The sequence below is a fragment of the Microcystis sp. LE19-131.1A genome, assembly GCF_027532015.1.
GTDB classification, from domain to species: Bacteria; Cyanobacteriota; Cyanobacteriia; order Cyanobacteriales; family Microcystaceae; genus Microcystis; species Microcystis ichthyoblabe_A.
The window spans coordinates 1-14,255 of the sequence record NZ_JAPZSS010000161.1 but is presented as its reverse complement, the minus strand read 5'-3'; the positions used below and the strand labels follow the sequence as shown (position 1 = coordinate 14,255).

At 44.1% G+C, this 14,255-nt stretch carries 11 protein-coding genes and 1 other RNA gene; 3 read left to right on the top strand and 9 right to left on the bottom strand.

What is annotated here, in order from left to right; all coding sequences use genetic code 11:
* The first annotated feature begins 186 nt into the window (after window positions 1-186).
* Together rnpB and rnc are read left to right on the top strand one after the other, a co-directional pair.
* Window positions 187-683: RNase P RNA component class A (rnpB, locus tag O9323_RS12905), an RNA gene on the top strand.
* Window positions 684-864: 181 nt separating this feature from the next.
* On the top strand, window positions 865-1,569 hold the full coding sequence (gene rnc / locus O9323_RS12900) for a ribonuclease III (RefSeq protein ID WP_002748582.1): 705 nt from the start codon (window positions 865-867) through the stop codon (window positions 1,567-1,569).
* Window positions 1,570-1,585: 16 nt separating this feature from the next.
* Here the strand turns inward: rnc and O9323_RS12895 are convergent, their stop codons facing one another.
* The 4 genes from O9323_RS12895 to O9323_RS12880 form a co-directional block, all read right to left on the bottom strand.
* Complete coding sequence (locus tag O9323_RS12895) at window positions 1,586-2,656, bottom strand: WD40 repeat domain-containing protein (RefSeq protein ID WP_288125241.1); 1,071 nt, start codon at window positions 2,654-2,656, stop codon at window positions 1,586-1,588.
* Window positions 2,657-2,743: 87 nt separating this feature from the next.
* Entirely contained in the window at window positions 2,744-3,037 is a 294-nt protein-coding gene (locus O9323_RS12890; protein WP_002755534.1) for a hypothetical protein, read from the bottom strand.
* Window positions 3,038-3,147: 110 nt separating this feature from the next.
* Entirely contained in the window at window positions 3,148-4,302 is a 1,155-nt protein-coding gene (gshA, locus tag O9323_RS12885; RefSeq protein ID WP_002755536.1) for a glutamate--cysteine ligase, read from the bottom strand.
* 39 nt (window positions 4,303-4,341) lie between these two features.
* Entirely contained in the window at window positions 4,342-4,734 is a 393-nt protein-coding gene (locus O9323_RS12880; RefSeq protein WP_002755538.1) for a pre-16S rRNA-processing nuclease YqgF, read from the bottom strand.
* Between the two features lie 128 nt (window positions 4,735-4,862).
* Here O9323_RS12880 and O9323_RS12875 point away from each other — a divergent pair, with 128 nt between their 5' ends.
* Window positions 4,863-5,765: a DMT family transporter gene (locus O9323_RS12875; protein ID WP_288125240.1), complete on the top strand. Its 903-nt coding sequence runs from the start codon at window positions 4,863-4,865 to the stop codon at window positions 5,763-5,765.
* Window positions 5,766-5,770: 5 nt separating this feature from the next.
* Here the strand turns inward: O9323_RS12875 and O9323_RS12870 are convergent, their stop codons facing one another.
* The 5 genes from O9323_RS12870 to O9323_RS12850 form a co-directional block, all read right to left on the bottom strand.
* Complete coding sequence (locus tag O9323_RS12870) at window positions 5,771-7,021, bottom strand: vWA domain-containing protein (RefSeq protein WP_002732528.1); 1,251 nt, start codon at window positions 7,019-7,021, stop codon at window positions 5,771-5,773.
* Window positions 7,022-7,458: 437 nt separating this feature from the next.
* Window positions 7,459-8,712: a methionine gamma-lyase family protein gene (locus O9323_RS12865; RefSeq protein WP_288125239.1), complete on the bottom strand. Its 1,254-nt coding sequence runs from the start codon at window positions 8,710-8,712 to the stop codon at window positions 7,459-7,461.
* 659 nt (window positions 8,713-9,371) lie between these two features.
* Window positions 9,372-10,931 (bottom strand): HlyD family secretion protein, encoded by a 1,560-nt coding sequence (locus tag O9323_RS12860; RefSeq protein ID WP_288125238.1) that lies wholly within the window; start codon window positions 10,929-10,931, stop codon window positions 9,372-9,374.
* Window positions 10,932-10,957: 26 nt separating this feature from the next.
* The gene (locus tag O9323_RS12855) at window positions 10,958-12,799 is read right to left on the bottom strand and encodes an ATP-binding cassette domain-containing protein (RefSeq protein WP_288125237.1); all 1,842 of its coding nucleotides are present in this window, start codon (window positions 12,797-12,799) and stop codon (window positions 10,958-10,960) included.
* A gap of 43 nt (window positions 12,800-12,842) precedes the next feature.
* On the bottom strand, window positions 12,843-14,030 hold the full coding sequence (locus O9323_RS12850) for a type III polyketide synthase (RefSeq protein ID WP_288125236.1): 1,188 nt from the start codon (window positions 14,028-14,030) through the stop codon (window positions 12,843-12,845).
* Between the last annotated feature and the right edge of the window lie 225 nt (window positions 14,031-14,255).

Here is a 14,255-nt window from a genome sequence, read left to right as displayed (position 1 = left end):
TCAGTTATCAGTTACCAGTTACCAGTTATCAGATTTGAGTTTTAAGTGAGCAGTATGTATTAAGCGAGCAGTATTAAATAGCAGTTTCCTGCTGTCTTTTCACTGTTTACTGTTTACTGATCACTGATTATTGACTAGGATATATGGGCGATCGAGTCTCTGGTAAGTCATACTAGAGAATAGGAGAGAGTTAGTCTAGAGGTTGCGGGGTCATTTGATTAATGATTCCGAGGAAAGTCCGAACTCCCGAAAGACCACACTTGCTGGATAACGTCCAGTGCGCGTGAGCGTGAGGATAGTGCCACAGAAAAATACCGCCCCCTTTTTTCAGTAATCAGTAATCAGTAATCAGTAACGAAAGTAAATTCACTGATAACTAATAACTTTTCACTGATAACTTTCCACTGATAACTGATAACTGATAACTGATAACTGATTGGGGGTAAGGGTGCAAAGGTGCGGTAAGAGCGCACCAGCAGTATCGAGAGGTACTGGCTCGGTAAACCCCAGTGGGGAGCAAGGTGGAGGGACAAAGGTTGGTCTTTTTCCTGTCCCGTTTTTAGGAACCGCTTGAGGTAATTGGTAACAATTATCCCAGATAGATAACCTCTATTCCAACAAAGGTAAAAGCAATTTTACTGCTGTTGGGAAATACAGAATTCGGCTTATGTCTGACTCTCTCCTTTATCAGTTATCAGTTATCAGTTATCAGTATTCAGGAGTTAGTTATCAGGAGTCAGGAGTCAGTATTCAGGAGATAGGAGATTGCTTTTATTTATTCTCCCCACACCCCACACCCCACACCCTACACCCTACACCCTACACCCTACACCCCACACCCCACACCCCCTTCTTCCCGCTCCCATGTCCTTAAGTGATCCGCGTCGCCAAAAACAATTAAAAACCCTAGTGGAAAAGCTGGGTTTATCAGCTGATGTCCCCGTCAGGTGGGATTTATTAGATTTGGCCCTAACTCATCCCAGTGTTTCGCGTGATAAGAATTATGAACAATTGGAATTTGTAGGCGATTCTGTGGTAAGACTCGTGGCGGCGGAGGTATTGTTAGAAACCTATCCGGAGGCGCTCGTGGGAGAATTTGCTGCCCTGCGATCGATGATGGTTAGCGATCGCACTCTGGCGGAATTTGCGGATCGCTACGGTTTCGAGCGTTATTTATTGGTATCAAGTAGTACGAGTATTGATCGGGCGGGGCGAATTTCTCGACTAGCAGACGCTTTTGAGGCGGTCTTGGGAGCATTATATCTTAGTACACAGACAATGATTTTAGTGCGTTCTTGGTTAGATGAACCACTGCGGGAAAAAGCGGCCGAAATCCGTCGAGATCCGGCCCGCCAGAATTATAAGGATGCCTTACAGGAGTGGACACAAGCAAAATACAAAAAACTGCCGCAATATTTAGTAAAAGAAATCAATGGCTTAGATCAAGAACGTTTTTGCGCGGAAGTGTGGTTAAATGAGCAAAAATTAGGAGTGGGAACTGGCAGAAGCAAAAAAGCAGCGGAACAGGCAGCGGCGAAATCGGCTTTTCTAGAAGTGGTTAAAGGCTAAATGCGGGCATTTTTGCCTAACGAACGAATTGCCAGAGGCGAATTTTAAAATCATAATTACCACTAGCTAAATACTGCCCATCGGGACTAAAAGCTAGGGATTCCACCCAGTCGGAATTATTATCAAACCAGGCCAATTGTTTCCCCGTGGTCACATCCCATAAACGCACACCGTCATTACTAGCACTAGCGAGAATTTGTCCCTTAGGATGGAGTGCCAGGGAACGGATTCGGGCCGTATGACCGACGAGGGTAAATAATAACTGATTATTGCTCGTATCCCAGATTTTAATCGTGCGGTCTAAACTACCCGTAATTAAATTTTTACCGTCGGGAGTGTATAAAAGCTGGCTCACCGCTTGGGGATGGGCAGCAAATTTCGATAACAATTTGCCCTCGCGGATGTCCCAAAAATGTACCTCACCGTTTTCATGACCGCTGGCAAGGGTGACACCATCGGATTTCATGCCTAAGGAATAAACAAAATTACCCACCCAATTTAAACGATAGAGGGGACGGCGGGGGGGTTGCACTGTCCAGAGGCGAATTCCTTCCAAACCACCACTAATTAACGTTTTACCATCGGGAGTAACGGTAAGGGCGAGGACCGTATTACCGTGTTCGAGGGCAATTCCCAAATACTTGCCTTCCACCAGATTCCAAAAATTAATCGAACCATCTAAACCGCTACTAACTAATAATCTTTCGTTGGGACTAATGGCTAAAGCTTTGACGCTGGTTCTTTGGGCGCGAGTTTGGGAAACTTTTTGCCCTGTTTTTACGGACCAAATTCTCAGGAGAGGATCCGTATCACTACCACCAGCGAGAACTAATTGGTTATCGGGGCTGAAAATCACAGCATTAGGGGTGGATTGTTGCCCTTCTAAGGTTTTAGCGAGGGTAAGTCTGCCTAAACCTTCTACTAGGATAGTTTCTAGGGTTTTTTCGCCACTTTCAGCCGCGGGTTTAGGGGGGGCAATGGGATTTTGGGCATGACTAAGCTGATGTTGCCCGATTGTCAGCGTGGTTAGGACAGTGACCACAATTGCTCCGACAAGTTTCTCCCCACCCGTAAATCGGAATTTCATAAATTTAGTTGAATATTAACAAATGAACGGTGCTATAGATTCTAGCCTTTAAGGGGATTGATTGCCAAGCAAGGTGAGATTTTTGAGCTAAGAAGGTCGATTTTTTTCGTTTTTCAGGGTTGGTAAAGCTACTTGACTTGATTGGGGCGGTAAATAGTATCTTGCTGCTTCTTCTTTGTTGATTGCCTTGCTTTTTTGGCTCTGTTGCCACCTGGCGAATATAGCGATCGCCATAATCGTTGCCCCTAAGGATAGCAGTGTCCATCTTTGTCCTAGAACCCCGATGATGACATCTATTGCCGCTGCGGTAAAGATAAAGCTAGTTATTGGTTCTTGACGGTAAGCTTTCTTGAGGAAACGCGGCCAGAGGAGATTACTCATTTTATCTATTATTTCTACGGTTTCGATAATTCCAGCTTATCCTATCATCCTAAAAAATGTTGTCGATATAACCTCAAGAGAGCCAAATAATTAGAGAAAAAGTCTTTTATTCAGGCAACTAGAATATGTTGACATAATTTATGTTCTAACTCTCGTTCCTGTTTTTCTAGGGTAATAATCGCCTGTTTGATAATACTTTTAACATCCATCCCCTGGTCGGATTGTTTTAACCATTGTTGTGCGGTGTTACCTTCACGGAGGATTTTTTGTAGGGGAGAGAGGAAACAACTAAAACCCTTTTCTTTAGCAACGGGATAAACTTGAACATAGAGGTCTTTAATCCAATCCCTAGCTAAGATTTCCCGGCCATCGTACCAATGTCTCAGGGTGGCATCAAGACTAAAACGTGCGGCAGCCTGTTCGTTTTCTTGGGTTAAAGTTAATAAATCCTCGCTGCGATTGCTACTGGGTAATTGACTTAAAATTAAGGGGTCTAATTGGGGATCTTGTAAAAGTTGAGTTAAACGGGCCTCTAAAAAAGCCATAACTGCTAATAAACTAATAGGATTAGCAATCAGGTCACAAATTCGCAATTCTAGACGATTGAGATTATAGGGACGATTGCTACCGTTAGGACGTACCGAAACCCAGAGATGACGAACATTCTGCATCGTACCGAGTTTTAATTGTTCCTCAGTCCAGGTGACAAAATGTTTATGACTCTCAAAGAGGGGAACATAAGCAGGAGTTTGGGGGAAAACTTGCCAACGACGGGAATGGGACCCAGTGATTTTCCCATCGAGAAAAGGAGAGGAAGCACTTAAAGCCAAGTATAAAGGAGCTTCTAGGCGAATTAAGCGACAGGCACGCATTAAATTCTCATAATCGCTAATACCGACGTTAATATGAATACTGGCCGTGACTACATTAGTGCCGTAGGTCTGTTCGATATAGTCATGATAGGGATTGTGGGGGTCACTGCGATAAAAATATTGACTATCGCCCAAGGAGAGGGTACTGCCGGGGATGAGGGTATAATCGCCTAAACGACGCAAATATTGCCGTAGAGCCAGACGAGGTTTTAAAGTAGCGCATAAAAGACGGTCATAGTTAGTCATGGGAGCCGTGGTATATTCTACGTTACGACTATCCGGTTCCCGGACAAAACCATCTAAATCCTTGACAATGCGATCGGATAAACCGATAATTTCTCCGGCTGCTGTTCCGGTGTACATTTCCACTTCAAAACCTTTACTTAGGAGCATCGTCAATTCACCCTGCTGTGTCTATTTTGTAGTGTGACATTATTTTGACTGTAAATGACGTTCAATCAGCAGAATCGCTACTATATCATCAATGGGGCGATCAGGAAGACGCATACCTTGGGGGATGAGTTTCTGTAATCCTTTGGGGGGAAACATCAGCCAATAGCGATCGCGAGCTTCTAGGGTACTATTGCGTTCATCTACTAGAGTAATCGGGACGGTGACACGAGCGGCAATTTTTTCGCGCCAACTTTTTGAGGTGGTTTGATTCCCCATCACCAATAATTCGATCGGATATTGTTGACAGAGACTGGCTAAACGCTCAATCGCCTGTGACGATGATATCACCTCATGGGTATAAATTTTCCCCGTCGATGACCTGACCGCGATTCCACATTTATCCTTACCCGGATCAAAACCGAGAATACACATAGTTTTTATCTTCTGCAGCAGTGGTCGGTTTTATTAAATCACTAAATTAGCGGGGGTGTGGGAAGTGGGGATAATAAATAAAAATAGTCTCGGAGTCTTCTTAATACTGTCTCCTGACAAATATGATAATGCTCAACGGATTTAGTCTCGGTGAAAATTTAACGGGAGAGATAGCGGCTTTGAGTGCGGCGGCGCTTTGGGCGGTTTCTGCGGCGATTTATAGCCTATTAGGCCAGAAAATCCCGCCTTTATTGCTTAATTTTCTGAAAGGAGTAGTCGCAATCGCTTTAATTGCCCTGACGCTGCCCCTTTCCGGACAATGGCGCGATATTAATCAGCAAAGTTCGGTATTTATACTCTTGACAAGTGGCGCAATTGGTATAGGAATCGGTGACACGGCCTATTTTACCGCCCTCAATTATTTGGGACCGCGAAAAACCCTCCTGTTAGAAACCCTTTCGCCTCCTTTGGGGGCGATTCTAGCGGCGACTTTTTTGGGGGAATCCCTGAAAATATCGGCTTATATTGGCATTATTTTGACCATCTTCGGGGTTGCTTGGGTTATTTCCGAAAAAACTCCCGAAATCAATAGTCAACGCCCCTGGCGGCAAGGAATTGCCTGGGCTTTAATTGCGGCGATTTCCCAAGCGGTGGGGGCGGTTTTATCTCGTCAGGCACTGGTGCAGTCGGGAATGTCTTCTTTGCAGAGTGCCCTGTTTCGTCTGTTAGCGGGGACGGGAATAGTGTTAATTCTGATGTTTTTTCGCCGTCAGGAATCATCACCACCGATTAACTGGTCATTGCGTCTGATTGCTATTATTATTGTCACCGCTTTCGGCAGTACCTTTTTAGGAATTTGGTTACAGCAAACTGCTTTAAAATTCTCTCCTGTGGGTATTGCCCAAACTCTCACCGCTACCAGTCCTTTATTTGTCTTACCGATCGCAGCCATGATGGGGGATCGGATTAACTTGCGGGCGATTTTCGGAGTGACAATTGCTTTGCTAGGAATTGGGATTTTGTTTCAATAAGTAGTTTATTCATCGGTTTGTAGTCTTGTTTTAGCAATAATACGGGTTTTCTTTAAATCTCCCTCGCTCAATTCTTCTCCCACCTGTAAACGGGTGGCATTAGTTTGGAGGACAGTGGCGGCATTTTTCTCTCCCAATTGTAGGGCCGTTTTGGCTGCGGTTTGTAGCATGGTGGCTGCGGCTGCTCGATCGCCCTGTTTTAATTTTTCTTCGGCGATTTGGGTTTGACGATATTTGGCTAAAGTCAGAATTGATTTCTGAACTTGATCGTTTAATTGGGATTGATAGAGAGCTTGGGAGGTGATATCAAGGCTAAAAGTCGCAGTTTCTAGCCCTTTTTGACCGGAAGCGGGATCATCGTAGCGAATCTTCACCTTAGCTATGGTGTGAGTACCGGGGGGAATTTGGTCAATATAGAGATTGAGGAGGAGAATTTTTTCTTCATCTATCATTAAATCCCCCAAACGGGTGATGTAAAAATTGCCCTCTTTTTGTAAGCTCATTTCTATAGTTTCTGGAGCAACTTGGGCAATGGGTTTTAAGTCGGCTAAATGAGTCCGAGCATCTAATTCTAATTGCAGGAAAGCGTTAGTTAACCGCACAGATTGCAGACGGTTAAACAGACGAGTAAATTCAATTAAAGCCTGTTCGGGTCTTTCGATATAGGATAAACTGCCGCCGGCGATATCGGCAATTTTTTCTAGGATATCTTGATTCCAATGATCGCCAAAACCGAAGGTATTTAAGGTGATGCCGTACTCAGCTGCTACTGCGGCTAATTTTAAACAGCGTTGATTATCTCCGTGTTCATTTTCACCATCGGTAAGCAGAAAAATATGAGATACATAACCTTTGCTGCCGCTGGAACTTTCTTGAATGCCTAATTTTATCCCTTCATCGATCGCCGTACCTCCTCCCGCTCGTAATTGTTGAATTTTTGAGCGAATTAAGGTCAGATCATCCTGTCGCGATTGGGAGGGAAGAATAACTTTAGCGCGATGGTCGAAAGCTATCACCGAGAGACGATCATTAACTCCGAGGGATTCTATTAAACTTAAAGCCGCTTTTTTGACCGTTTCTAGGGGTTTTCCCTGCATAGAACCGCTATGATCGAGAACTAAACAAAGATTAATTGGTAAATTTGTGTCAATCTGTTCACTGGTGGCGGCGATCGATAGCATCAGTTGACGTTGACTGCTGCTTTGATTAGCGTCGATATTACTGTCACTCAAGGCCGATTTTAGAGTTACCCGCATAAGAGTTTTTAATCGTGGTCGTTGATATTTATATTCTAATGAGTATAGTTAGATTTGTGCTTATTTTCCCGTCTGGCATCGAGTTAGACAAGTTGGAAACTGGGTGCATCTCATTTTTGTCAATCTACATTGATCTTAAAAATTAGGAATTACCCAAAAAAAGAGCCTAAATCAATCAATAAGTCCTTAACAAAAATAAAAAAGGAATAAATACGACTCTCTTATTCTTTGTGTGATAAGTTTAACTTATATAGGAGCGACCGATCTTTGTGTCCTTTGTGTCTTTGTGGTTCGTGCCACTCGCTCGCCAGCAGAATTATATCTCAAGAATACATTTTACCCACCAAACCCAAGAGAGCCTAAATACTAATATGGAACTTTTGCCCCCTGACAGTCCCCTTTTTGTTAACCACAAAGACAGGAAGTTAGGATTTTAACTAAGGGAGAGAAGGAAGCTGAGGGGAACCATTCAACAAAGCGGCGATCGCTTGTTCTAAAGCTAGGGAAATATGGGTCCAATGGGTTCCCCCCTGACAAAAAACGATATAGGGTTCCCGGAGGGGTCCATCGGCGGAGAATTCCGAGGTGCTACCATCGATAAACGTGCCACCAGCCATCACTACTTGGCTCTCATAGCCCGGCATTTGGGCAGGAATGGGATCCAAGTAGGAACCGATGGGAGAATAGGCTTGAATGGCTTTACAGAAGGCAATCAGCTTATCGGGGGAACCGAGTTTAATCGCTTGAATAATATCGCGTCGAGGCACAAAAGGAGCAGGATTGACCGGATAACCCAACTTATCACCCACATAGGCGATTAAATGACTGCCTTTCATCGCTTCTCCCACCATTTGCGGCGCTAGAAACAATCCCTGATAAAGGAGACGATTTTGGTCAAAAGTTGCCCCTCCCTCGCTACCGATCCCCGGTGCTGTCAGACGATAGCAGGCCATTTCCACTAATTGCGCTTTACCTGCTATGTATCCCCCGGCCGTGACAATTGTACCTCCGGGATTTTTAATTAGAGAACCGGCCATTAGATCTGCCCCCACGTCGGTGGGTTCTTGGGTGTTGATAAATTCCCCATAGCAATTATCGACAAAACAGACCGTATTCGGGTTTTGTTGTTTAACTATACGGACAATTCTCTCGATTTCGTCAATAGACAAACTCGATCGCCAGGAATAACCGCAGGATCTTTGAATATGTACTAAACGGGTTTGGGGTTTAACTGCTGTTTCTAAAGCCAACCAATCGATCGCACCAGTAGAATCTAGCTCTAATTGGCGATAACTAACGCCAAAATCCTTTAAAGAGCCTTGACCACTGCCCCTAATTCCAATTACTTCCTCTAGGGTATCGTAGGGCGCACCGGCTACCGCTAACATCTCATCCCCCGGTCGAAGAACCCCATACAAGGCACAGGCGATCGCATGGGTTCCTGAAACAAATTGTACCCGCACCGCCGCCTTTTCGGCCCCCAGGGCGTGGGCGAACACTTGATCTAAAGTATCCCGTCCCAAGTCATCATGACCATAACCGCTAACACTGGCGAAATGATGCACCCCGACGCGGTTTTCACGGAAAGCAGCGAGGACTTTACGGAGATTTTCCTTGACCTGTGCGTCAATTTCCGAAAAGATGGGGAGTAGGGCCTTTTCTGCCCTGTGGAGTAGAGAGGGGATATCCATCAAACAATAGATTCTGATCTGTATTGCATTTACCTTAAATGTCGGCTTGAAGAAACCCTCGGTTTTACCTCGGAGATGAAAAGCCGACCAATATAGAACAGCACTTCGACAGGCTCAGTGTCCACATTTCGACACATTTCGACACATTTCGACAGGCTCAATGTCAAGGCTCAATGTCAAGGCTCAGTGACACGAAGCACAACTCTAAACAGTTGTGTTAAAATCTAAGAGTCAACAGGTTGAAATGCCGCTCACATCGTGGAAATCCCGTTGCAATAGTACGGCACTTTTGAGGAGAAAAAAGAAGACAAGAGCCACCCGAAAACTCTTAAAACAGGGGAGTAAGTCTTTTCCAAGGCTGAAATAAACTAAAAACATTTTGCCGTAAGGCAGATAGGGTAGGGCATACCCGAATCTTGGTTGAAAGACCAAAACGCTTGGAGAGCTATCCACAAGTGGACAACTAGATAACAAGTGATATTCTAGTAGGTTCGGATAGGACATAATCGTTTAAGACGTGAGTAGGGGAAACCAGAAAGCGCAGTGATGAGCTTCAAGAATCCCTCGCCTGAGCGCTTCGGGGATTGTCAACAAGCCTACTGATCATACAACGCCAATCCTTCCCTTAAAACAGCTGCCAAGGTTGACCCTAGTAATGATTAGAGCGGCCCACCTGGGGGGGGTGAGGCTCCCTGTGGTGGGGTACCGGGGGGAGGGCCACCAGCAGCCGGTTCATTCCCCCCACCACCAAAGAGACTTTGCCAAGAAAAACCCTGGGGTGGTCGGGTGTCCGAAGGTGGATTAATTAAGATATGTTCGGAGCCATCGAGTCCGCTTTTGACTTCGGTACGATTGCCGATAGTAACGCCAGTGGTAATGGGGACAAATCGGGGTGGTTGGTTAGGTGCGCCGACAAAAACACCAGTTTGTTCGTTCTGACGGGTAACGGCAATAGTTGGCACGGTTAAAGCGTTTTTCAGTTGGCCGACTTGGAAATCGGCAGAAACATTCATTCCTGCTTTTAATTCCCTGGCCGCCTTTTCTTCTAGGGTCACTTTCACTTCAAAGCTGGTGACATTTTGTTCTACCGTTGCCTGGGTGGCAATCAGAGAGACTCGTCCATGAAATACTTTATCTGGATAAGCATCGGCTGTAATCGTCACCTTTTGCCCAACCCGGATCTTATCAATGTTTTTTTCTGCTACATTGCTGACCACTTCATTTTGTGAAACCAGGGATAAAATCGAGGAAGAAGTGGCCGAAGATACGGAACTGCCGGTCGTAGTAGGAGCGACAAAGGCCCCCGGTTCAGCGTAGACAAAAGTAACCACCCCGTCAAAGGGCGCTTTAATGATGGTATCCTCAATCTGAGTTTTGACATTTTGTAGAGAACCCTGAGCAGTAGTCACCTCCGCCCGTGCTTGATCGATTTCCTCCTGTCTTGTTCCTGCTTGGAGAAGGTCTAAGACCTGTTGTTGATTTCTCACTTCCGCCTTTGCTTGAGCAATTTCTTCCGAGCGAGTTCCTTCTTTAAGGAGAGATAGCTTTTCTTGGGATTCAATCACGGCAGCCTGGGCGCTATCCCTGGTTGCCAGTTTTTCGTTTAAAGTCTGTTGAGATATGGCTCCTTCGTTGAAAAGTAGCTGATTGCGACGATATTCATCATCAGATTTTTTGAAAATGGCTTTTAAACCTTCTAAACGAGCTTTTTCTTGGGCAATTTCCTGATAACGATTACCAGCCATCAATTTTTGTAGGTTTGCTTCTATTTCTTCCAGTTTCGCTTGGGCCTGAGCGATTTCTTGGGGACGATTACCGGCGATTAGTTTGCGGAGATTAGCTTGGGCTGCCGCTAGTTTGCCCTGGGATTCTAACAATTGACCCTGCCAATCAGAATCGTCCATTTTAGCAATTATCTGTCCTTTTTTGACAGTATAACCCTCATCTACTAGCAGTTCCTTCAAAATTCCTGCTGTTTTAGGGCTAACATTAACCACTTTTTCCGGTTCCACAGTGCCATTAGCGGAAACGATGATCGTTAGATCCGTCTGTTCCACGGCTACAGGCAGCGGACGGGAACTATCCCGGTGGGGGGTATGCCCAAACTGACGATAGGCGAGAACAATACCACCAATGGCTAAAAATAAAGCTAGTAATCCCAATACCCAGCTAATTGTGGGCTGTTTGTTAACTTTTTGGAAGGAGGAAGTATCTGACATAGTGAGTAGGAAACTGGCGGGTTAATTTAGAGAGAACCTGATTGTTGAGCAGTCTGTTCGGATTCCACAGCACCATAATCGAGCTTAATAATGTGATCGGCTAGATGAAAATAGCGCTCATCATGGCTAATAACAATAACTATTTTTCCTCTTTCTTTCAGTTGTAGCAGTATCTGTTTATAGAATAGTTCCCTAAAACGGGGTTCTTGGTCGGCGGCCCATTCATCAAACACATAGATAGGACGATCTTCTAAATAGGCTGTTAATAAAGCCAGTCGTTTCCTTTGTCCTTGAGATAGTTCTGTGGTGGATAAAACTCCATTTTTGATCGTAACTTTATGGGCTAATTGCAGTTGTATCAGATAATTTTCCACCTCTTGATCGAGATTGGGGCGATCAAAACCAAGAAAACTATCGAATAAGTAAAAATCATAGAAAATTGCCGAGAAATGTTGACGATACCACTCCACATTATCTTGGGTAATACGTTTACCATTGAGATAAATTGCTCCCGATAGGGGTGGGTATAGTCCTGTAATTAGTTTAGCTAAAGTTGACTTGCCGCTGCCATTGCCGCCAATAATAAAGATCAGTTCCCCCGGTTGCCAAGAAAAGCTGATTGGTCCGAGTAGAAACCCCTTTTCATCTGTCCTTGGCGGTGGTGGCGGGTTGCCTTTTTGAGAATAGGGGGGATGGGATGGAAAGGGAATTAGTTTCCTTTCGGAGGAGGGGGATTCTGGTGCCAGTGCCGGTAAACTATTGGCAAAACCTTGAGAAAGGCCTTCGGGGGGGAAAGGTGGATGGCCTTCGGGGGGGAAAGGTGGATGACCTTCGGGGAAACCTTCGGGGGGGAAAGGTGGTAATTCTGGGTGATAGAGATAGGTGACAGCTTGAAATTGTAGTTGACAGGAGGGACTGATGGATAAAACTAGGGTATCTGCTTCCGAGAGACTGGAGAGAGATAATTTCATCCTTTCAATTTTTCGCAGGGCAATATTTCCCCGGACTAATTCAGGAATGCGATTGAGCATATTCTGCATTGGCAAGGCGATGAAAGTACCAATTAAAACATAGGAGGCTAACATCGTTAAAGGAATGTCTAAAAACAAAGGTAGAATGAACAGAATAAATCCCAAACTGAGAAACTGAGATAGTTGTCCAAAACCGTTAGCGATCGCAAATCTTTTCATAGCTTTGGTATTTAGTTGCCGAAGCCGTACGGCACTACTCTGCAATTCCTTCTCCATAAAAGCCTGCCTTTTGGACTGATTGAGCTTGAGTTCTTTGATGCCGCCCATCAAGGCTTTAAAATGCTTAAATAGGGTGTCTTCTTCTTCCCTCGACTTAAAAAATAAACGTTCGGCTTTATTCAGGATCGTTTGCACAAACCAGATGGCGCTAACAGTAGAAGCTATCGTTAAGACGAAAAGGGCATTAGATAGCCAAGCAAAGTAAACGAAACAGCCGACAACTGTAGCCAAATCCACACAAATATTCGGCACGGATGCCACTGCATGAGTTAGGGTATGAACATCATCGGTAAAACTAACCAAAAGACGATTTTCTTTCAGTATCTCTAGATGTTCTAAAGGAGAGGACAAAATATTTTTACTCAATTTCACTCGCAGTTCATAGATAGCATTCTGCGAGAGAAAAATCAGCATAAATTGCGAGATAATGCTGGTCACTATAATAAAGATCGCCAAGATACTAAAGTATTGTAGAGCATTGACCGCATGACCCTCATGGACTTCTCGATTAATCAAAGAAATTAAAAGAGCATTGCCAACACCGCTAAGTAAACCTGCTACGATAGCAATAGTGATATGTTTCCAGGATATGGCCAGCAAAAATCTCAAAAATTCCATTAAGTTTGTCCTCCTGTCCGGTGATAGATTTTCAAGGGTGGGGTTAAATCTTCTCTAGGAGAATTCCTTCAATACCGACTCCCGGGGCAAAAGAGAAGGCCAAACCTGTCAAAGATGCGGCGTTTTGACGAGTAACTCCGCTCTTATTTTGTTTCAGAGCTTGCGTCCCACATCCTTGTTCTAATCTTAAGATCATGCGTTCCATTACAAATAAAATCGCACAACTAAGTAGGTTGCCGTATTGACGGAGAACTCCCCAACTATCGGCCACTTGTTCATCATTTAAATCTAGGGAAAGTTGCACTTTTTCAATAATTTTTGTCCCTCCAGGGTGAACCATCCATAAATCAATATCTTCCTTGGTTATCTCATGACTATTCAGAAAATTAGTAATAATTCGACCGACACCAGACTCAATATAATCAGGTAATTGACGGGACAGCAGACAGGTAATACCATTGTCTCTAATGCCTAAGGTAATCCCGTCTTCGGTATTTTCAGCCAGATAACTAAAATTATCCCGAATGATAAATTTTCCTCGACCTTGTATTTGTTCTGGTTCGTAGGCTCCGATTACTACTGCCGCACAACCATCACCAAAAATACTATGAATGATAATGTCATTTAAATCATCTTGAAAAACGGCATTAATAGAACTTAATTCTAAACAAATTACTAAAGCTTTATGCTCAGGGTTGGCTCTTACATGATCACAGGCTACTCGTAAACCATTCATTGCGGCTGCACAACCCATAAAATTAACTGGCACTCTAGCAATGTTGCGTCGAAGTCCTAAGCTTTTAATTAATTGAGCATCTATACCCGGGGCCACAAAGCCTGTACTGGTGACGAATACGATTAGACCAATAGAATCCTCGATCTTTTCTGTACTCAAAGGATTATGATTTTTCTGTTGCTCCGATGCGGCTAAAATAACTCTTCTCGCCACACCTTCTGCTAGGGGAAGCCCATATTTTTCGTACATTTGCATTCGTTGTTCAATAGTTCCCTTTTCTCGGCTAAAGTTAACAGTTTCTTCGGTTAATAAATTAATCGCTAGATGCCTAGTGTCAATACGGGTATGTTCGTAGATTTTTTCGATACGGTGTTGATTCTTCTCTAGACCTTTGAGGTTAGCTAAAAATTTAGCGGCATCCGTTTGTCGGACAAGATTGCCCGGAGTGCCAGTGGCGAGACTTTCAATGACAGGTAAAAACTGAGAAGATTGCATGGCAAATATCAGAACCAGTTTGGGTATAGTGAGGGTTTCTGTCAATCAATTCGAGAGAAAGTTAGGGGAAAGTCTGGGTCTTGATTATACTTTGCACGGCTGCAACTTGCATTTTTTACTCAAGGACAATAGTATAGTTTAAGAGTCATAATTAGAAGCAAAGCACTCATTAAAAACATGATTAACCTAGAATTCACGGAAGAAGAAAAGAACTCACTGTATTAT

Bases quoted from the DNA above. Each gene is read 5' to 3' on its own strand.
- rnc (WP_002748582.1), top strand. From the start codon at position 865: ATGTCCTTAAGTGATCCGCGTCGCCAAAAACAATTAAAAACCCTAGTG.
- O9323_RS12895 (WP_288125241.1), bottom strand. From the start codon at position 2,656: ATGAAATTCCGATTTACGGGTGGGGAGAAACTTGTCGGAGCAATTGTG.
- O9323_RS12890 (WP_002755534.1), bottom strand. From the start codon at position 3,037: ATGAGTAATCTCCTCTGGCCGCGTTTCCTCAAGAAAGCTTACCGTCAA.
- gshA (WP_002755536.1), bottom strand. From the start codon at position 4,302: ATGCTCCTAAGTAAAGGTTTTGAAGTGGAAATGTACACCGGAACAGCA.
- O9323_RS12880 (WP_002755538.1), bottom strand. From the start codon at position 4,734: ATGTGTATTCTCGGTTTTGATCCGGGTAAGGATAAATGTGGAATCGCG.
- O9323_RS12875 (WP_288125240.1), top strand. From the start codon at position 4,863: ATGCTCAACGGATTTAGTCTCGGTGAAAATTTAACGGGAGAGATAGCG.
- O9323_RS12870 (WP_002732528.1), bottom strand. From the start codon at position 7,021: ATGCGGGTAACTCTAAAATCGGCCTTGAGTGACAGTAATATCGACGCT.
- O9323_RS12865 (WP_288125239.1), bottom strand. From the start codon at position 8,712: ATGGATATCCCCTCTCTACTCCACAGGGCAGAAAAGGCCCTACTCCCC.
- O9323_RS12860 (WP_288125238.1), bottom strand. From the start codon at position 10,931: ATGTCAGATACTTCCTCCTTCCAAAAAGTTAACAAACAGCCCACAATT.
- O9323_RS12855 (WP_288125237.1), bottom strand. From the start codon at position 12,799: ATGGAATTTTTGAGATTTTTGCTGGCCATATCCTGGAAACATATCACT.
- O9323_RS12850 (WP_288125236.1), bottom strand. From the start codon at position 14,030: ATGCAATCTTCTCAGTTTTTACCTGTCATTGAAAGTCTCGCCACTGGC.